The organism is Burkholderia sp. Ac-20384 (assembly GCF_017104605.1).
GTDB classification, from domain to species: Bacteria; Pseudomonadota; Gammaproteobacteria; order Burkholderiales; family Burkholderiaceae; genus Burkholderia; species Burkholderia lata.
This window is the reverse complement of record NZ_JAAGPE010000001.1, coordinates 48561-68874: the sequence shown is the minus strand read 5'-3', so window position 1 is coordinate 68874 and position 20314 is coordinate 48561. Positions and strand designations below refer to the sequence as shown.

Annotated in this window: 16 protein-coding genes; 3 read left to right on the top strand and 13 right to left on the bottom strand. The window is 65.9% G+C overall.

Features of this window, described 5'->3' with window-relative positions:
* Positions 1-42: 42 nt before the first annotated feature.
* The 11 genes from G3O00_RS00275 to G3O00_RS00225 all read right to left on the bottom strand — a co-directional run bounded on the left by G3O00_RS00275 (position 43) and on the right by G3O00_RS00225 (position 13617).
* A complete protein-coding gene (locus tag G3O00_RS00275) occupies positions 43-810 on the bottom strand; it encodes an SDR family NAD(P)-dependent oxidoreductase (RefSeq protein ID WP_206141623.1) in 768 nt (255 codons plus the stop codon).
* Positions 811-839: 29 nt separating this feature from the next.
* Entirely contained in the window at positions 840-2030 is a 1191-nt protein-coding gene (locus tag G3O00_RS00270) for a thiolase family protein (protein ID WP_206141670.1), read from the bottom strand.
* A 102-nt stretch (positions 2031-2132) separates the two neighbouring features.
* On the bottom strand, positions 2133-3005 hold the full coding sequence (locus G3O00_RS00265) for an acyl-CoA thioesterase domain-containing protein (RefSeq protein ID WP_241024857.1): 873 nt from the start codon (positions 3003-3005) through the stop codon (positions 2133-2135).
* Positions 3006-3065: 60 nt separating this feature from the next.
* Positions 3066-4175: a CaiB/BaiF CoA-transferase family protein gene (locus G3O00_RS00260; protein WP_206141621.1), complete on the bottom strand. Its 1110-nt coding sequence runs from the start codon at positions 4173-4175 to the stop codon at positions 3066-3068.
* Positions 4172-5800 (bottom strand): AMP-binding protein, encoded by a 1629-nt coding sequence (locus G3O00_RS00255; protein WP_206141620.1) that lies wholly within the window; start codon positions 5798-5800, stop codon positions 4172-4174. Before G3O00_RS00255 ends, G3O00_RS00260 begins: the two co-directional genes overlap by 4 nt.
* 36 nt (positions 5801-5836) lie before the next feature.
* Complete coding sequence (locus tag G3O00_RS00250; protein WP_206141619.1) at positions 5837-7309, bottom strand: NAD(P)/FAD-dependent oxidoreductase; 1473 nt, start codon at positions 7307-7309, stop codon at positions 5837-5839.
* Between the two features lie 73 nt (positions 7310-7382).
* Positions 7383-8132 carry an SDR family NAD(P)-dependent oxidoreductase gene (locus G3O00_RS00245; RefSeq protein WP_206141618.1) on the bottom strand — a complete coding sequence of 250 codons (750 nt, stop codon included), beginning with the start codon at positions 8130-8132 and terminating at the stop codon, positions 7383-7385.
* Between the two features lie 87 nt (positions 8133-8219).
* Positions 8220-9842, bottom strand: coding sequence for a class I adenylate-forming enzyme family protein (locus tag G3O00_RS00240; protein ID WP_241024856.1), 1623 nt, complete (start codon positions 9840-9842; stop codon positions 8220-8222).
* A gap of 744 nt (positions 9843-10586) precedes the next feature.
* Positions 10587-11573, bottom strand: coding sequence for an acyl-CoA dehydrogenase family protein (locus G3O00_RS00235; RefSeq protein ID WP_206141616.1), 987 nt, complete (start codon positions 11571-11573; stop codon positions 10587-10589).
* A gap of 35 nt (positions 11574-11608) precedes the next feature.
* Positions 11609-12766, bottom strand: a complete 1158-nt coding sequence (locus G3O00_RS00230) for an acyl-CoA dehydrogenase family protein (RefSeq protein ID WP_206141615.1) — start codon at positions 12764-12766, stop codon at positions 11609-11611.
* Between the two features lie 53 nt (positions 12767-12819).
* Complete coding sequence (locus tag G3O00_RS00225) at positions 12820-13617, bottom strand: crotonase/enoyl-CoA hydratase family protein (protein ID WP_206141614.1); 798 nt, start codon at positions 13615-13617, stop codon at positions 12820-12822.
* 394 nt (positions 13618-14011) lie between these two features.
* Here G3O00_RS00225 and G3O00_RS00220 point away from each other — a divergent pair, with 394 nt between their 5' ends.
* The 3 genes from G3O00_RS00220 (at position 14012) to G3O00_RS00210 (ending at position 17592) form a co-directional block, all read left to right on the top strand.
* Entirely contained in the window at positions 14012-15319 is a 1308-nt protein-coding gene (locus G3O00_RS00220; protein ID WP_174930271.1) for an MFS transporter, read from the top strand.
* Positions 15320-15360: 41 nt separating this feature from the next.
* Positions 15361-16665 (top strand): CaiB/BaiF CoA-transferase family protein, encoded by a 1305-nt coding sequence (locus G3O00_RS00215; RefSeq protein ID WP_206141613.1) that lies wholly within the window; start codon positions 15361-15363, stop codon positions 16663-16665.
* Positions 16666-16758: 93 nt separating this feature from the next.
* The gene (locus tag G3O00_RS00210) at positions 16759-17592 is read left to right on the top strand and encodes an IclR family transcriptional regulator (protein ID WP_241024855.1); all 834 of its coding nucleotides are present in this window, start codon (positions 16759-16761) and stop codon (positions 17590-17592) included.
* Positions 17593-17747: 155 nt separating this feature from the next.
* Here the strand turns inward: G3O00_RS00210 and G3O00_RS00205 are convergent, their stop codons facing one another.
* Together G3O00_RS00205 and G3O00_RS00200 are read right to left on the bottom strand one after the other, a co-directional pair.
* Positions 17748-18818, bottom strand: coding sequence for an FAD-dependent monooxygenase (locus G3O00_RS00205; RefSeq protein WP_277399237.1), 1071 nt, complete (start codon positions 18816-18818; stop codon positions 17748-17750).
* Between the two features lie 461 nt (positions 18819-19279).
* On the bottom strand, positions 19280-20233 hold the full coding sequence (locus G3O00_RS00200) for an aldo/keto reductase (protein ID WP_206141611.1): 954 nt from the start codon (positions 20231-20233) through the stop codon (positions 19280-19282).
* Positions 20234-20314: the final 81 nt, after the last annotated feature.

The window sequence follows — 20314 nt, the reverse complement described above, 5'->3', positions numbered from 1 at the left end:
GTCATGTCCCTCCTGTCAACGCATGGGTGGATGGCAGCCGGCTCAACGCGGCTGCATCCGGATCGCGCCGTCGAGACGAATGGTTTCGCCGTTCAGCATCGTGTTTTCCAGCACGTGCACCGCAAGCGATGCAAATTCGTCCGCCTCCCCGAGCCGCGGCGGAAACGGGACCATGCGGCCCAGCGACGTGCGGACCTCTTCCGGAAGGCGCGCGAGCAGCGGCGTATCGAACAGCCCCGGCGCGATCGTGCACACGCGAATCCCCTTGCTGGCGAGATCCCGTGCGGCGACCAGCGTCATGCCGACGATGCCGGCCTTCGACGATGCATACGGCACCTGCCCGATCTGCCCTTCGAACGCCGCGACCGATGCAGTCAGCACGCACGCGCCGCGCTGCCCTCCCGCGTCCGGCTCGTTGCGGGCCATCTCCGCCGCCGCGAGCCGCAGCACGTTGAAGGTGCCGACCAGGTTGATGCGAACGACCGACTCGAAGGCCTCCAGCGAGCCCGGCGAGCCGTCCTTCTCGACGAGTCGCACCGCACCGCCGCGGCCGGCGCAATGCACGAGCGAGCGCAGCGTGCCGCGGCGGCGTGCCGCCTCGAACACGCCGGTCATGTCGTCCGCGCTCGTCACGTCGGCCGCGACGAATGAAACGCCGGCGCCGAGCGAATCGGCCACCGCCGCACCGTTCGATGTCGGCAGATCGGCGATGACGACGTGTGCGCCCTTCCCGGCCAGCCGCTTCGCGCTCGCCAGGCCCAGCCCGGACGCGCCGCCCGTGACGACTGCCACTGTTCCTGCAAAATCCATGATGGTGTTCTCCTGAATGTCCTGCCGGTTCACAAGCGTTCGATCAATGTCGCGTTCGCCATCCCGCCGGCCTCGCACATCGTCTGCAATCCATATCGCCCCCCCGATGCTTCCAGCGAGTTGAGCATCGTGGTCATCAGTCTCGCGCCCGACGCGCCCAGCGGATGCCCGAGCGCAATCGCGCCGCCGGCCGCATTCAGTCGCGCACCATCGGCACCCAGCGCCTTTTGCCAGGCCAGCGGCACCGCCGCAAACGCCTCGTTCACCTCGAAACGGTCGATGTCGTGCACCGACAGTCCTTGCCGTTTCAGCAGCCGTTCGGTCGCGGGAATCGGCGCGGTCAGCATCATGAGCGGATCGTCCCCGCACACGTCGAACGCGACGATCCGCGCACGCGGCTTGAGCCCGAGCTGCGCCGCCTTCTGCTCGCTCATCACGAGCAGCGCGGCAGCGCCATCGGAAATCTGCGATGCGTTGCCGGCCGTCACGTTCCAGCGAATGCCCGGGAACCGTTGCGCCAGCTCGGCGTTCTCGAACGAAGGCGCGAGGCTCGCGAGACGCTCGACGCTCGTGCCCACACGGATCGTCTCGTCCGTATCCACGCGCCGGAGGCCACCGTCGCCGGGTACGTAGATCGGCACGATCTCGCGGGCGAACTGGCCGGCCGTGCGCGCGGCCTCGGCACGACGATGCGACTCGGCCGAGTACGCGTCGAGTGCTTCGCGTGACAGATCCCACTTCTGCGCAACGAGATCGGCGCTGACACCCTGACCGACCAGCCCCTGCGGAAATCGCGCATGAAAGCGGGCACCGTACGGATCGCGGTCGATGCGCGCGGAACCCATCGGCACGCGGCTCATCGATTCGACGCCGCCGGCGATCACGATGTCGTTCACGCCGGCCATGATTGCCTGCGCCGCGAAGTGAATCGCCTGCTGGCTCGATCCGCACTTCCGCTCGATCGTCGTGGCCGGAACGTGGGCCGGAAACCCCGCCGCCAGCCACGCGACGCGACCGGGCGTCGTCGATTGCTCGCCGACCTGGCTCACGCAGCCGATCATCACGTCGTCGACGGTCCCGGGATCGAGATCGTTACGAGCGACCAGGGCCTGGATCACCTGCGAAAGCAGGTCGGCCGGATGCAGCTGGACGAAGGCGCCGCCGGCCCTGGTACGCCCCATCGGACTGCGTACTGCGTCTACGATTACCGCGCTTCTGATCATGGTTGTCTCGATACGATAGTTAAACGAAGAGTGGTTGACCGGCATGGCGGTCCGCCACGTCGGTGCCGCAGCGCGCATCCGCTTGCGTGCGCACGCCGGTCATCCGGTGAAAGTCATCAGCGTCTGCTGCGACGCGGAGGCGACCAGATCGCCGGCCGCATCGTGAATCTTCGCGATCGACAGGCCGCAACCGGCATTCGCCGCCGGGCTGATCGTCTCGACGTGCAGCCACGCGTCCGCCTGCACCGGCCGGTGCAGCCACAGCCCGTGATTGAGGCTGCAGATATAGAGCCGACGCATGCCGATCGCGCGCTGGTGCAACGCCAGCGCGCTGAAGTTGAGCCACCAGTCGGAAAGGTAGGCAAACGCGGCGGCATGAATGCGTGCGTCGCAAGGCAACGGCCGGGCCGCACGCATCCAGTACCGGAACCGTGGGCCGCTCGTTTGCGCGGACAACTGCCGCGCCGGATCGGGAATGCGAAACTCAATGGAGGGCTTGCAATGCCGGTCGTAACCACCCAGGCGCCGGACCGTGTCGAACAGCGCATCGGGCAGATCGCACAGGGACGGCAGCGACTCGGGGCGCTCGCCGGCGGGCACCGGGGTCGGCTCGCCGTGCCGGGGCGCATCGAGCGGGATCGCGCACGTCACCTGTGCATCCAGCACGGCACGGCCGCCGGGTTGCCACGCGCTCACGCGCCGGGACGAAAATCGCTTCCCTTCCTGCAGCACGGAGGTCTCGAACTCGAGGGGTTCACCCGGTAACGCGCCGTGCAGAAACAGCGCCTGCATCATCGTCGGCGTCCTGTTCTCGGGCACGCCATCGAGCGCGGCCGCCATCGCCTGCCCCAGCAGCTGACCGCCGAAGATGCGGCCGTTGGCGTTGCGGTCCGCGCGCCGGCTGCGCCAGCGCCCGGGTGCGACGGGATCGAGTGTCAGCAGTTCCGAGAGCGTGGCGTCGCCCGTTGGCATCGCGGGTTCCGTCCGCCCGCGCTCGTCGACCATTGCTTCGCTGCCATGCGCGCTCATGAGTCAGGCCACTCCCCAATCGGAAAAAACCGTATCGGTATCCCCGCCGATCACCGGCGGGCCGGCCGGCGTCTGCGCCGGCGTCCGGGAAAAACGCGGCGCGGGTGCCGGCTGCCGCACGCCTGCGACCGTGACATGCGACGTCCGGGCGAGGTTGTGCGGATGCGCCGCAGCCTCGTCAAAATCGAGCACCGGTGCGAAGCACACGTCCGTTCCTTCGAGCAGCGACGTCCATTCGTCGCGGGTCTTCGTCAGGAAGATGGCTTCCATACGCTCGCTCAGGGCAGGCCAGTCCGCGGCATTCATCTGCGCATCGAACGCCGGATCGTCTGAAATGCCGAGCTTCTCGCGCAGCAGCGCGTAAAACGCCGGCTCGATGCTGCCGACCGAGATGTACGCGCCGTCCGCGCACCGGTACGTGCCATAGAAGTGCGCACCGCCGTCCAGCAGGTTCGAGCCCCGCCCGTCGCGCCAGAGGCCCTGCGCCCGCAACTCCAGGATCGGGCCGAGCAGCGCGAGCGCGCCGTCGATCATCGCCGCGTCGACGACCTGGCCGCGCCCGGAAGCCTGCCGTTCGACCAGCGCGGCGAGCAGCCCGAACAGCAGAAACATCGTGCCCCCGCCGAAGTCGCCGACGAGGTTGAGCGGGGGCACTGGCTTGCCGGCGCGCGGCCCGATTGCCGCGAGCGCGCCGGTGAGCGCGATGTAGTTCAGATCGTGTCCGGCAGCCTGTGCCAGCGGCCCCGTCTGCCCCCAGCCCGTGATCCGGCCATAGATCAGCCGCGGATTGAGTGCCAGCAGCGCTTCCGGGCCAAGACCCAGACGCTCCATTACGCCTGGCCGATATCCCTCGATCAGCATGTCGGCACGCGCGGCGAGCGCACGCGCGGCCGCTCGCCCGTCTTCCCGTTTCAGGTCGAGCACGACCGAGCGCTTGCCGCGCGACGACACGCCCGCGAAACGTCCGGCAGCCTCGACCGGGCGATCGATGCAGACGACGTCCGCGCCCAGGTCGGCCAGCAGCATGCCGGCCAGCGGCCCCGGCCCGAGCCCGGCGAACTCGATGACCTTGAGGCCGGCCAGCGGCCCGTTGCGATGTGCGTTCGCATTCATGAGACACGGATCCTGTCACGGCGGACCCGAACGTCGTGACGCTCGCGATCCCAGGTTTCGGTGGTTACGCCTTCCTGGCGCAGACGGTATTTCTCGATCTTCTGCGTCGGGGTGTGCGGCAACGCATCCATGATCCGGATGTAGCGAGGCAGCATGAAATGCGCGAGCCTCGGCACCAGGAACGCCAGCAGCTCGCCGGGATCGATCCGCCCGCCCGGGACCGGGCACACCACGGCAAGCACGTCGTCCTCCGACAGCGCGGGCACGGCCACGACCGCACATTCGCGCACGTCGGGATGCGCGAGGATTTCCTTCTCGACCTCGAATGACGAGATGTTCTCGCCCCGGCGACGAATCGCATCCTTCATCCGGTCGGCAAAGAAATAGTTGCCCGCCGCGTCGCGCCACATCGCGTCGCCGGTGTGGAACCAGCCATTGCGCCAGGCCTGCACGGTGGCTTCCGGGTGACGAAAGTAGCCGGCGTTGAGGCGCCACGGCGAATCGCAGCGCACGATCAGTTCGCCGACGGTGCCGTCCGGCAGTTCGCGATCGAACGCGTCGACGATGCGCAGCTCGGTGCCGCGCCTGGCCCGGCCGCAGGTGCCCGCGATGGCCGGATTGCGCTCGGACATCAGCGGCACGTTCAGCTCCGTCATGTTGTACATGGTCCAGAAGTCGACACCGAAGCGGCTCGCGAATGCGGCAGCGTTGTCGGGACGCGGAATCATCATGACCTTGCGCAGCGGATGGTCGCGATCGTCGGCCGAGGGCGGAATCTTCGCGATGAATTCGCACATCACGCCGAGCAGGATCGCGAACGTCGCACCGAGCGCGCGCACGTCGGCCCAGAACCGTTCGGTCGAAAATTCGGCGAACGCGATCGTCCCGCCCCGGTTGAGCATCGCGACGACCGGAATCGTGCCGGCGATATGGAACAGCGGACCGAACACGATTGCGCAGTCGTGCTCGTCCAGCATCGAGAAGCTGCGCTCGCCGCTGGTTTCCCAAAGCTGCGCATACGGACTCAGCACGCCCTTGGAGGGCCCTGTCGTGCCGGACGTGAAGATGATCGACTGCGTATCCCACGGCTCGATCGGGCGCTCGAGGGGCGGCACTTCGCCCCCCTGCTCCAGCACGGCCGCATCGATGCGCGCGATCCCCGGCAGCTCGACATCGCTCGCGCCGAATTCCACCACCGTGCGCAGCGTGGCGAGTGGCAGGCCGGCCAGGCGCGGCGAGAGATCCCGGCACGTGACGAGCAGGCGGGCCGCCGAACTGTCGAGCACGTGCCGCAGCAGCTCGCCCTTGTACGCCGTGTTGACGGGCACGTAGACGGCGCCCAGCCAGTTGATCGCGAACCAGACGCGCAGCATGTCGATGCCGTTCGGCAACCAGACGCCGACCGTCTCGTCCTGCCGGATGCCGAGTGCGGCGAGCCCCGCGGCCGTCCGTTCGACGTCGGCTGCAAATGCCGCGTAGGTGATGCCGCTGCCGTCGCGCTCGCGGATGAACACCTTGTCGGGCCGGCTCTCGGCCTGGCGCTGCAGCACGTAGCGCAACACGCATGCGTCCCGCGGGCCGACGCTTCCCTTGTACGCATCGCTCTGATGATGGTCGATGATCATCGCTTCAACCCTCCAGGAAAAGAAACGGGCGCGACATCACGCATCCACCGGACTGTGCAGGTCGTAATGGTCGAGATCCGGCTCGCTCATCACCTCGCGGAAATGCTCGTACGTCCACGGCCACGACGCGATATTGCCGTTGCGGTCCATGTACCAGCTCCGGCAACCGCTCGCCCAGACCGTTTCGCCCATCTGCCGCTTGACCGCGTCGTTGAACGCGCGCATGGCTTGCTGCTTCGGCGACACGGCAGCGACGTCGCTCTCGGCCAGGAAGCGGATCATCGAGACCACATAGCCGCACTGGTTCTCCGCCGTCATCAGGAACGAAAAATTCCCGATCGGGCTGTTCGGCCCGCCGATCATGAAGAAATTGGGGAAATCCGGAATCGTGACGCCGAGATACGCCTCGTTGCCGTTGCGCCATGCCTGCTCGATCGCCAGGCCATCGCGCCCCGTCACGCGCATCGGGAACAGCGTCGAATGCGCGTCGTAGCCCGTCGCGAGGACGAGCACGTCGAATTCGTGCAGGTGGCCGTCTCCGGTCCGGACGCCCGCCGCCTCGATCCGCTCGATCCGCTCGGTCACGAGCGCCGCGTTCGACCGCTGGATCGCCGGATAGAAGCGGTCGGACATGACCAGGCGCTTGCAACCCACCTTGTAGTCGGGTCGCAGCTTCTCGCGCAGCACCGGATCCGTCACGCTCGTCTCGAGATATTCGCGGCAAAGCCGCTCCATGTGCGCATACACGCGCGGGTTCTGCCCCACCACGGCGGCCGCGAACTTGCTGTTGAACTCGTGGCCGAGTGCTTCGTAGCGTGCTTTCAGCAAGCCGGGGTCGCGCCGGAACGCATCGCGTTCCTCCGGCGGAATTTCCGTATTGGGCAGCTGCATGATCCATTGCGGGGTACGCTGGAACAGCGACAGGCTCGCGACCCGGTCGACGATGGCCGGCACGATCTGCGTGGCCGTCGACCCGGTGCCGATGATGCCGACGCGCTTTCCGTCGAGATCGACGTCTTCCGGCCAGCGCCCCGTGTGAAACATCCGTCCGGCGAAACTGTCGAGTCCTTCGATGTCAGGGTATGAAGGATGTCTAAGAATTCCCATCGCGGTAATCACGACGTCGAACGGCCCGTACCGGCCCGCCTGGGTCGTCAGCGTCCAGGCGCCGTTTTCGTACGTTGCGTCCTTCACCTCCGCGTCGAACGTCACGTGCCGGCCCACCTCGAATTCGTCGTAGACACGGCGCAGGTATTGCAGGATCTCTTCGCCCGACGCGCACACGCGCGTCCAGTCGGGGTTCGGCGCGAACGAATAGCGGTAGAGATGCGAAGGCACGTCGCATGCGACGCCGGGGTATCGGTTATCGCGCCACGTTCCGCCGATATCCGCCGCGCGCTCGAATACCTGCACGTCGGTCTGGCCGATCTCGCGCAGTTTCACGACGGCCATGATGCCGGACGCCCCTGCGCCGATCACCGCAATTTTCAGTCTCTTTCCGTTGGACATAGTGTTCTCGCTACTCGGTAGGTACTCGTTGATTCGGTCGGAGGCGGGCCGTGCCCCGCCTCGCTGGCCGTCGTCAGCCCGCGCTCGGATCGGGGAGGAACTTCGCGATCGACCAGCCGCCGTCCACCGGCAGCACGACGCCCGTGATGAAGCTGGCCTGCGGCGAAGACAGGAAACGGCACGCATGTCCGATCTCTTCAGGCTCGCCGACACGGCCAAGCGGTGCGCCTTCGATCATCATCTTGTGCCACCACGGATTGCTGGCGATGCGCTGTTCGGTACCCGGCGAGCGAACCAGCCCCGGCGCCACCGCGTTGACCCGAATCCCGTGACAGCCGAATTCCGTCGCGAGCATCCGCGTCATGCCCACGACCGCGTACTTGGTCGGCACGTAGGCGGCCGCCTGCGCGACGCCGACGAGGCCGAACGCCGACGCGATATTGACGATCGACCCACGCGACGCCTTGAGGTGCGGCAGCGCGCTGCCGCACAACGCCAGCAGCGATCCGACGTTGATGTCGTAGTAGCGCTGATAGTCCTCCGGCGAGGTCTGTTCGAACGGCTTCGCGTTGCCGAGCCCGGCATTGTTCACGAGGCTGTCGAGCCGGCCGTGGCGCTCGATGCAGGCCGCGATCACCTTGGCGGCAGCGTCGCCCTGCGTCAGGTCGACGTCGACATGGCTGAAGTTATCGTGGCCCGCAAGACTCTCGTGCGGCGGACGGCGATCGCATCCGACCACAATCGCGCCTTCCCGGAGATACACCGATGCGATGCCCTTTCCCACACCCTGCGACGAACCCGTTACGATGACCACTTCTTTCATGGCTGTTTCCTTTATCGATGTTTGACCGTCATGCCGCTTTTCGCCGACCGGCACCGGGCCGCAACGCGGCGCGGCCGGCAGCGCCCCTCAGCGGGCCGCAATGTCTCGCAGTGCGAGCGCCTTGAGCGCCGTGCGCTGCACCTTTCCGGATGCCGTCATCGGCAACGACTCCATCTCGATGACGTGTCGCGGAATCTTGAAGCTGGCGATTTTTCCGTTGCAGCGCGCCTGGACATCGTCGAGCGTGCACGTCATGCCCGGCTTCGGCACCACGAAGGCCACGGGCACCTCGGCGAGCCGTTCGTCCGGAAACCCGACGACGGCGACCTGATCGATGGCCGGCACGAGGCGCAACAGTTCCAGCTCGACTGCAGCCGGCGACACGTTCTCGCCGCCGACCTTCAGCATTTCCTTGTAGCGCCCGAGGAACTGGAGATAACCGTCCGACCGGAACATGCCGCGATCGCCGCTATGAAACCAGCCATCGGGGTCGATCGACGCGCGGGTCGATTCGGTATCCTTGAAATAGCCCCGCATGACGTTGTAGCCGCGGCACACGATCTCGCCCACCGATCCGTTCGGTAGCACGTCGCCGGACGAAGGGTCGACGATCCTGACTTCGATGCCGGGCATCGGGCGCCCCGACGTCGCGCAACGCTGCTCGACCGGATCGTCCAGCGTCGTGATGCACACCCAGGCCCACGTCTCCGAAATTCCGAAGCCCGTCACTGTCGGGCACATGCGCTCCTGCACGACACGGGCGACGGCAGTCGAGTTCTCCATGCCCGCCGGCAACGTGCCGAATTTCAGCGTGCGCAGATCGGTACCCAGCGCTTCCTGGTGCTTGAGCAGATCCGCGTAGTGCGTCTCGAAGCCGTGCAGGCCGGTCACCCGCTCCTGCTCGATGAGGCGCAATGCGCGCTGCGCGTCAAATACGCTCATCAACACTTGATGGATACCTTGCGTCATGGTGGCCATGACGATTTCGCTCAGCCCGTAGAGATGGAACATCGGCAGGAAATTCAGCACGGTGTCGCCATGCCGCAGCGGCCAGCTCGCGGCGCGCTCGCAGACGGCGCGCAGGTTCCGATGGTCGTGCAGCACGCCCTTCGGGTTGCCCGTCGTGCCGGAGGTGAACACCATCAGCGCGAGGTCCGACACCTGAACGGCCGATGCGACGGCATCGAGTTCAACGCGCGTGGTCCGGTCCGCGCCGGCCAGGAAGCGCTCCCATGAAAGCGGCGATGCCACGTTCGACGGCTCGACGATCACGACCTCTCGCAGCGCCGGGTAAGCGTCCGATCTGTCGAAGCGATCGCCCGTCAGGCCGGGAATCGCCGCGGTCAGCAGCGCCATGTAATCGACCGGCCCGGAGCGCTCGCACACGAGCAGCAGCTTGATCTCCGCATGCCGGACGACGTAGCGAATGTCGTCGCTGCGATAGCGCGTGTTCAGCGGAACCGCGATCGCGCCAATCTTCACGATCGCGTAGAACGCGATGATGAATTCCGGCCGGTTGGTCAGCCAGATGCCGACCGGGTCGCCCTTGCCTACCCCGCGCGACATCAGCGCCCGCGCGGCAATATCGACGGACTCGTTCAATTGCTCGAACGTGAACACCCGGCCCTCACAGGTCACGGCCCTCGAATCCGGCCACCTCGTTGCGGCGTAGGCGGGAAGCTCCCCGAACAGAACGGGAGAAGTCAGCATCTTTCGTCGTCTCCATATCACGAACCGAAGCCGCCAGCCCGTATCCGGCATCCAGTAGGGATGCCGGCGCCCGGGAAGCCCCGGCAACGGACAGCAGCGGAACATTCACTTCCGAAGGTGTGACACTGTTTTAATTACCTTCTTAATACGACCACAGCGAACCGAAATATACTGGCGAGTATATTTTCGATGTATAGGGGAATTCCACTATCTCGTGAGGTATGCGCCGGTTCGGGCAAGTCCGGCATCCCGAGGCCTCGCGGGGCCGCTGGCGTTGCGACTTGCGCGAGCCCCTTGCTGACGAGGGGACGCGCGAGACGCAAGACGTCGCGGCGCGCAGGGCGTCATCGATACGTTGATCGACGCGGCGATCGATGGCGTGCGCGAATGGCGGCATCGGCCGCGCAGGCGGAGAGCGTGGTGGCGGGTCATGCGATGGACTGCGCGGAAGGTCCGCGACGAAGGCGCGGTGCGCGATCGGGCGATCCGTCAGGCGCTCGGTGTGTGTCGCGATGCTCGCGCGACGGAGGTGGCCGCTCGATCGAGCAGGCCGAAGAGGTGAAGTGTCGGTTACGGGTCGTCAATCATCCCGTGCCGAACAATAAGCAGGATTTCTGAATAGCCAGATAAAAAGCAGGCTTTCCCGGTGGCAGCGATGCCCGGGAAGCCTGTTCGACACGGCGGATCGACCACGGCCGCTGTGATATCAGACAGGTGCGGCGCTCACGCGGCAGCCGAGCCCGCTCAGGCCGATTGCAGCACGAAGTCTCCCACCGGCAGGCCGCTCGCAAGCAATGCATCGCCGACGATCGCGTTCCAGTAGTGCTCCGATCCATGCGCAGTCCGCCACTCGTGCATCCGGCGCGTCAGCAATTGCAGATCGTATTCCTCGGTCACGCCGATTGCGCCGTGCAACGCATGCGCGGTCGCGGCGACCGGCACCACGGCCTCGCTCGTGCGCGCTTTCGCGATCGCCGCACGAAGCGCGTCGGGCAGGCCGCGTTCGCCGCCGAATCCGAGCTCCGCGGCGATCGTCGCCGCCGCGACCTGCTCGGCCATCACCGACAATTGCTGCTGGATCGCCTGGAACTTGCCGATCGGCTTGCCGAACTGGGCCCGGTCGTTCGCATACTGGAGCGTCAGCGCAAACGCGCGACTCATTGCGCCGGCCAGCAGTGCCGCAGACACGATCGCCGCGCACGCGTGCAACGCGCGCGCCGCACCGGGCACGCGCGCCACCGGTGCCAGCGGCTCCGCCCAGCGCACGGTCGCACACTGACTGCCATGCACGCCGGTCGGTATGCGTACTGCCCGTGCGCATTGCAGCACGACCAGGTCGCCGTCATGATCGGCCAGCACGACGTCGGCGATCGTCCCGTACGGCACGATCGGACAATACGTCGCGCCGTCACGGTCCGCCTTGCATGCGGATGAAAACGTGATCATGCCGTCCGGCACCGGTACATCGTGTTCGGTCAGCAGCGCGCGGGCGAGGATGCTCTGCGCAACGGGAACGGGCACCGCGTGGCGGCCCAGGCATTCGATCACCGGAAACACCGCGGCCAGCGACAGCCCAGCGCCACCGGCGGCTTCCGGGGTCAGCATTTCCAGGAAACCCGATTCGGCGATCGCGCGCCACAATGCCGCCGGCGACGCGCCGGCCTCGATGTTGCGGACGATCGACGGCGTGCAGCAGTCGGCCAGAATGGCCTCGATAGCTTCGACAAACATAGGCTCTCTACTCTCTCTGTGCGTGGTGGGCGCGTTCAACGCAGGCCGAGCCCGCGGGCGATCATGCCGCGCAGGATTTCACGGGTGCCGCCGCGCAACGAAAAGGTCGGCGAAATCTGGCTGAGATACGCGACGGTCCGATACAGCTCGGCATCGATGTCCGCGCCCGGCTGCGCCGCGAGCGCGGCCTCGATCGCCGCGGGAATTCCCTGCTCGAACTCGGTCCCGATATCCTTGACCAGCGCCGCCTCGACGACGGGGCTTTCACCACGCGCGAGTTTCGTCGTTACCGCGATCGACATGTTGCGCAACGTCGCGAGATGCGTGGCAAAGCGTCCCGCAACGGCCTTGTCGGATGCGCTTGCGCCATGACGCCGCAGGAAGGCAAGCCAGCAGTCCAGCAGCACGACGCTCGAATAGATCCGCTCCGGGCCGCTGCGCTCGAACGCAAGCTCGGCATTGACCTGCGCCCAGCCGCTGCCTTCCTCGCCGATCAGTGCGCCTTCAGGCAGCAGCACATCGTCAAACGTGACTTCGGAGAAGTGCGCATCGCCGGTCAGATCACGGATCGGGCGGACCTCGACGCCCGGCTGCTTCAGGTCGATGATGAATTGCGACAGCCCCTTCTGGCGATCCTCCGGCGCGCCGGATGTGCGAACCAGCGCGATCATGTAGTGGCAGTGATCCGCATTCGTCGTCCAGATCTTGCGGCCGTTCAGACGCCAGCCGCCGTCCACCCGCAGCGCGCGGCTGCGCACGCTCGCGAGGTCGGAACCTGCATTCGGTTCGCTCATGCCGATGCAGAAGAATGCGTCGGCCGCGCAGATACGCGGCAGGTAGAAGCGCTTCTGCGTATCGCTGCCGAACTTGAGAATCAGCGGGCCGCTCTGCCGATCGGCAATCCAGTGCGCGGAGACCGGCGCTCCCGCCGCGAGCAATTCCTCGACCAGCACGAAGCGGCGAAACGCATCCATGCCCGCGCCGCCATACTCGGCCGGCAGCGTCAGGCCGACCCAGCCCCGCTGCGCGAGACGGCGGCTGAATGCCGCATCGAATCCCATCCAGGTCCGGGCGCGCACGTCGGCGGGTGTTGCCGGCATGTGCTCGTGCAGGAACGCTTTGACGTCACTGCGAAAAGCTTCGGCATCGGGCGGCAGCGCCGCCAGACGAAATACATCCAGTACGTTATCCAAAACCGCTACTCCTGAGTCGGAAGATCACGGGCATGCCGCCCGCGTTGTCGTGACTAGTTGCCGGAAAACACCGGCGGGCGCTTCTCGAGAAACGCGGCGACCGACTCGCGATGGTCTGCTGTCTGATGCGACAGCGCCTGGTACGTCGACGACAGTTCGAGCAGCGTGTCCAGCCGCGAATGCAGCGCCTCGCGCAGCAGACGCTTGGCGAGCCGCACCGCATGCGGCGGATTCGCGGCGATGCGTGCCGCGATCTCGTTCGTGGCCGGCAGCAATTGCTCGTGCGGTACGACGCGCGACACGAGATTCCATTCGAGTGCGGTGGCCGCATCGATGGGATCGCCGGTAAACGTGAGTTCCGCGGCGCGTGCGAGTCCGATCACGCGCGGCAGCAGCCACGCGCCGCCGTCGCCCGGAATGATCCCGAGCTTGACGAAGCTCTCGGCGAACCGCGCCTGCTCCGATGCGATACGCAGGTCGCACATGCACGTCAGGTCGAGACCTGCGCCCATCGCCGGGCCGTTCACCGCGGCAATCACCGGCACCTCCAGATTGAACAGCGCCAGCGGCAAACGCTGAATGCCCTGGCGATACTCTTCGCGAATCTGCAATCCCGGCACCGTGCCGCTCGCCTGCCGCTCCATGTCGCGGATATTGCCGCCGGTCGAGAACGCCTTGCCCGCGCCCGTAATGATCACCGCGCGGACGCTCCGGTCTCCCTGGATGCGTTCGATCGCCGCCAGAAATTCGGCCACTGCCGTATTGCCGGTCAGCGGATTGCGCCGCTCCGGATCATTCATCGTGAGGGTTACGACGTGACCTTCTTGTTCGTAAAGCAGGAACGGGTTCATGGATGCCTCTTCATAGGATTGACTGACGATTCTTATGGATGACGCACGCAGGGAGGCGCGCTTTGCGGTCCCTGCCACACATGCATCGACGCCCGGCAACATCTGCACCACTACCGGATGTCTGTTCGTATTTTAGAACCACATTCTTATATCGGCAAAGCAGATTGCGCTCGAATCGACTGCCGAAAATCTCGAAATGTCGCTTTATATCGTTGATAAATATAGACAAAGTCCGGATTTACTCGCTGTGGTAAGGGTAAACATCACCCATCATGTCGTTCGTATTTTCGAATACTATTCCGATGTCGGAACATAAGGCGACTGATGGCAAGCTGCCTGGATCGATGAGCAGCGTTGTCGCATACAACAACCCAGATACCGGAGACAAACCTGGATGAGCGCAACTCCCGAGATCACGCAGGCGCTTGCGGGCACGCGAGGCACCCCGCGACAAACCGCGAAAATCATCTTCGCTGGCAGCGTAGGCAACGTGGTGGAATGGTTCGACTGGTCCGTGTACACGGCCTTCGCGATCTATTTCAGCAAGCAGTTCTTTCCGGCGGATAACGAAACGGCGGCCCTGCTCGCCACCTTCGCCGTGTTTGCCGTCGGTTTCGGCATGCGCCCGCTCGGCGGCTGGGTCATCGGCGCGTTTTCCGATCGCTTCGGGCGGCGCAACGCGCTGACGTTGACCGTCATGATGATGGCGGGCTCATCGCTGCTGATCTCGATCCTGCCGACCTACGCATCGATCGGCTGGCTGGCACCGGCATTGATGACGGTGCTCCGGATGATCCAGGGGCTGTCGGTCGGTGGCGAGTACGGCGCGGCGACAACCTTTCTCACGGAATCGGCGCCGCCGCACCGGCGCGGGTTCTACGGCAGTTTCCTGTTCTTCAGCATCGCCGCCGGATTGCTGATCGCGGCGGCCGTCGCGAGCGCCATGACGCACTGGATGCCGAGGGCCGAACTCGAGGCATGGGGATGGCGCGTGCCGTTCTTCATCGGCGGCTGCGGGTCGCTGATCGGTTTCTGGATGCGCCGCAACGTCGGCGAAACCGAAGCATTCGAAAACCTGCGCCGCAAAGGCGAAATCGAAGCTCGCTCGCTGCGCTGGACCTGGACCCATCACCGCGATGCGCTGCTGAGGCTTGTCGGCATCAGCGTGCTCGGCGCGTTCAGCTTCTATCTGTTCATCAGCTTCATGCCGGTCTACGCCATCCGGCACGCCGGTGCGCACCCGGAAGACGCATTCGCGGCCAGCACCGCCAGCATTGCGATCTTCATGCTCGCCCAGCCGTTGTTCGGCGCCTTGTCCGACCGTCTGGGCCGGCGTCCGCAACTGATCGTGTTTGCGGCGGCCTACCTGCTGCTCCTTTATCCGGTCGTCACGTCGATCGGCCCCGGCTTCCGCTCGATGCTGCTCGTCGAGTGCTTCGGATTGCTGACCTATGGCCTGTATTCGTCGATCGCGCCCGCCGTGATGGCCGAACTGTTCAGCACCGAAGTGCGTGGCATCGGTATCGGCACCGCATACAACATCGTCGTCGCCCTGTTGGGCGGAACGACCCCGTACCTGATGACGTGGCTGCAATCACAGCATCGCGAAGGCTGGTTTCTCGCCTATGTCTGCGTCGGCGCTGCGATCAGCCTGATCACGTTCCTGCGCATGCCGGAAACGCGCGGCGCCGGGATCGGCTGAATTCCACGGGCATCAAGCAACACCGCACAACAGGAACCTACATGCAAGACACCGCCATTCGCACTCCGTCCACCGGCGACACGCCGGCCGGGCATCGCCCGAAGCCGCTCGCCGGCATCAACGTGCTCGACCTGTCGCGCATCCTCGCCGGCCCGTGGTGCACGCAGAACCTTGCGGACCTCGGCGCCGACGTGACCAAGATCGAACGCCCGGGCACCGGCGACGACACGCGCACGTGGGGGCCGCCCTTCCTGCACGATGGCGAAGGCCGCGCGACGAGCGAAAGCGCGTACTACCTGTGTACGAACCGCGGGAAGCGATCGGTCGCGATCGACATCGCGTCGCCCGAGGGCGCGGCGTTGATCCGTTCGCTCGCGGAGCAGGCGGACGTCCTCGTCGAGAATTTCAAGGTTGGCGGGCTCGCCAAGTACGGGCTCGACTATCCGAGCCTCGCCGCCGTGAACCCGCGCCTCGTCTACTGTTCGATCACGGGCTTCGGCCAGACCGGGCCGCTCGCGCATCGCGCAGGCTACGACTTCCTGATTCAGGGGATGGGCGGCCTGATGAGCTTTACCGGCGAGCCGGACGAAGCGCCGGGCGGCGGCCCGGAGAAGGTTGGCGTCGCCGTCACCGACCTGATGTCGGGCATGTATGCGACCACGGCGATCCTCGCGGCGCTGATGGAACGCGAACGCAGCGGCCTCGGCCAGCACATCGATATCTCGCTGCTCGACAGCCAGTTCGCAATGCTCGCCAACCAGGCGTCGAACTACCTGACCACCGGCGTCGCGCCACGGCGGCTCGGCAATGCGCATCCCAACGTCGTCCCGTATCAGACGTTCGCTGCCCGCGACGGCCACCTGATCATCGCGTGCGGCAACGACGGCCAGTTCAAGGCATTGTGCGCCGCCATCGGGCTTCCGGGGCTCGCCGAGGACAGCCGGTTCGCGACCAATTCGGCCCGCAGCGTCAATCGCGCGCTGTTGCTGCCGACCCTCGTCGATGCGTTCCTCGCCCGCCCGCGCGACGAGTGGATCGAGATCTTCGAATCGTGCGGGGTACCGTGCGGGCCGATCAATGACGTCGCGCAAGCGCTGGCGTCGGAGCAGGCGCGTGCGCGCGAGGCCGTCCGCCATATCGCTCACCCGCTGGCCGGCAGTGCGCCGGTGGTCGCGAGCCCGCTGCGCCTGTCCGCCACGCCGGTCGAGTATGATCGCGCGCCGCCGCTGCTCGGCGAGCATTCGGCCGAGGTGCTGCGGGAACGACTCGAGTTGAGCGACGCACGCATCACCGCGCTGGCCGAAGCCGGCGTGATTGCGCTGCATTCGGCGCCGCAATCCGCCTGACGCCGCCGGGTGGACGTTTGCGGTGCCCTCCGGGCCGGTGGCGGTAGTGCATCTGGCTATAATCGTTGCCTTCTTTCACCTGCGATGACAGACATGCATTCCGCCACCGACCCTCAGGACGCGACCCCGGCCACCGAACTGCCCGGGCCGCGCGCGACCACGCGCATCGTGCATATCCTGCGGCTGCTGGCCGAACTGCCGGACGGCGCGACGCTGACCCATCTGTCGGAACTGACTGCCACGCCGAAGACCAGCCTGCTGGCGCTGCTGCGGGCGCTCACGTTCGCCGAGTATCTCGTGCACGCCGATGGCAAGTATTCGCTCGGGGTCGAGGCGTTCAAGCTCGGCGCGGCGATCGTCGCGCAGCGGCGCTTTCCGGAAATCGCGCGGCCCGTGATGGAGCGCATCGCGCTGGAAGCCGGCGAGACCGTGCTGATCGGGCAACTGGCCAGCGACCGCCCGTCGCTCGTGTACATCATGTCGGCGGAAAGCCGTCACGCCATCCGCTTCATTGCCGGCATCGGCGAGCGCCGCGAACTGTACTCGTCGTCGGGCGGGCGAATCCTGCTGGCGTTCATGCCGGCGGAAAAGCGCGAGCAGTACCTGAAGTCCGTCACGCCCACGCTGCTGACACCCTATACGACCACCAACAAGCGCGACCTGCGCCGCTTGGTCAGCGAAGCAGCCAGCTCGGGCATTGCGATTACCGTCGATCAGAACGATCTCGACGTGGTGGGATTCGGCGCGCCGATCTTCAACGAAGCCGGCGAAGCGATCGCCACGCTCGTGATGGGCACCCCTAAAAGCCGGGGCATTCCCCAAATGGATCGATTCAAGGGCTTGATTCTGGACGGCGCGCGCGAAATCTCGCAGATGCTCGGCTTCGACCCGTCGCCGGCCGCCAGGAGCAAGCGCCAGACGTCTTGAGCGGCTTCGCGTGCGGTGAGCACGCGCGGCCCGGTGCCCATGCCCATGCCGGTACCGCTACCGGCGCCGGTGACGATGGCAACTTTGCCTGCGAGACGATTCATGAGGAGCATCCTGTTGGGTGAAGTGAATGTGCGAAGGCGTGACGGACGCCTTCACGCGATCAGCGAGCGGCTGAACGCTTGCCCGTCTTCGACGCGCTGTCGCATCGCGTCCAGACGCAGCGATTCGTAACGCTGTAACCCCTGCAACACATCGGGTTGCGCGTTCAAAACATCGGCCAGTGCGGCGGCATCCAGTACGGCCGCTTCGAAGCCTGCTCCCGTCATCGGTGTCTGTGCGTGGGCGGCATCGCCCACCAGCACGACCCGGCCGCGCGTCACGCGTGACGGGACGTATTCCGAGATGGGCGTAGCGATCACTTCGCGCCGGCGGATGGCGTTCACGATGCCCGAGCGCCACGGCTCCTTCCAGCGTCGCCCGGCCCGCTCGATCAGCGATTCGTAGATCGCATCGGGGATGACCTCGGCACGCGGCGTATACATCACGTGGCCGCCTTCGACCGCCCCCGTCTCGCGCATCAGCGCGTTGTGCCCGGCGTCGAACCAGGCCCAGCCGACGCGCGTGAGCGTCATGCTGCTGTCGATCAGCGGATAAACCGCAAGCAGTTCGTTGTCCTGCGGGAAAAAATCGACACCGCGAATATGCCGTCGATCGGCTTCGGGAATTTCGGACTGTCCCAGCCATGCGACATAGCCTGCGTAACGCGCGTGGCATTGGTCGGCGGCCACATGACGGCGCACCACGCTGCGGTATCCATCCGCGCCGATCAGCAGATCGCCGTGCCAGATCTCCCCGCCTTCGCTTCGCGCCGACACCGTATCGCCGTCCTGCCCGATCCCGACCACCTTGACGCCTTCGACGATGCGGATTGCCGGTTCTGCATCGGTGGCAGTACGGAGCGCGGTGTACACGTCCCACCATGCGTGCGGCAAGGTGCCCTGACGGATCGCGGCATCGCCCAGCACGTCGGCCACGCGGCGATAGGCGGCACGACCGATGGTGCGTTCCAGCGGCGCGCCGGCGGCACGGATGGCCACGCCGCGCTGCGTGCGGCCGGCGGTGCGTTCCAGTACGGTGGACGAGATTCCGACGCGCGCCAGCGCGAGCGCGGTGGACAAGCCGCCAAGCGACCCGCCGACGATCAATGCTTCACGACGGCTCATGTTGCGGTGTTGCCTGGCGTCATGCGTGCTGCCGGCGCGGGTTGTCTCACGGTATGTCGAGTCATCGGGTCTTCCAGGGGATGTCGAATCGGAACCGGAACACATCGGGATCAAATGGCCGTGTAACCACCATCCTCTTGGCGATCGTTCCAGACACAACGAACGGCTGGAGATCCGTGCGGCACCTGCCGTTTCCGTTGATGTCACCCAGATTAGCTGTTGAACCCTGGACAATCCATGCGATAACGTCTGTCATTTTTTGTAGATCGTCCGGGAGGGCCGGCCGGCGGATCGATGCGGCCATTCGCGCGGTCCATGCCGATCCGGCCCATCCGTGGACGCTCGCGGAACGGGAAACGATCGCCGGGAAGTCACTATGGTTCAGAGATTTCATCGCGGAACAAACCGCATCGCTGTAGATGTCTTCGATCAGACGGACGCAGTACAGCGAAGCGACCGCGTTACATCGCTTGTTCCCACCAGCCGCGCGTGTTCACGTCAGCGGCGTCGGCCAGCGCTTCCAGCTCGGCAATTTCGTCTGTCGTGAGCGTGATCCTGCCGGCCCGCACCAGTCCGTCGACATGACGGGGCTTCGTCACACCGATGATCGGCGTCGCCCCCTTGGCGATGGCCCATGCCGTCGCGACTTCGGGTGCTGCAGCACCCCGCTTGCGACCGATCGATGCGAGCGTGTCCGTCAGCACCTTCAAGCGAGGCAGCATGCCGTTGTAAGTTTCTGCCCGGTTGCTGCCTTCCGGCAGCGGGTGCTCCGGACCGTACTTGCCGCTCAGGGCACCCTGTTCAAGCACCATATATGCGAAGAACGGGATGCCCTGGTTGCGGCAGTAGTCCAGGATGCCGGCATGTTCGGCGCCGCGGTAGAGGAGGCTATAGTGGTTCTGGATGGCCTCGACCCGAAACCCGGCTTCCCCGAGAATGCGGTTGGCGCGTTCGATCTCGCTCAGGTTGTGATTCGAGACGCCGACGTGTTTGACCTTCCCGCTCTTCAGCAACGGGATGAGGTGCGGCGTCCACCGCGCCACATCCGCTGGATTGTGAATCCAGTACAGGTCGATGTAGTCGGTGCCGAGGCGGGCCAGGCTCTGCTCCAGCATGTCCGCCACCGGATCGGCGCCGGCTCCCGCGGCCTGCGGGGTAAACTTCGTCGAGAGCTGATAGTCGCTGCGCGCGAAGCGCTTCAGCACCTCGCCGAGTACGGTCTCCGAACGGCCCATGCCGTACACGATGGCGGTGTCCCAGAGGCTGAACCCGGCCGCATGTGCGTTGTCGGCAACCTCCTCCAGGCCAGCCCGCGTGTGGCTGCTGCCGAAGTAGCCATTGCCGGTCTCGCCGCTGTCGCCCCAGGCCCACGTGCCCATTGCAATGATGGGCGGCGTCAGATTGTCAGGTGTCATGTTTGCTCCATATCGGTTACGCGGCCGGGGTTGGCGTAACCCCGGCGCGGCTGACACTGTGATGTGCCGCACCGCCGTCCC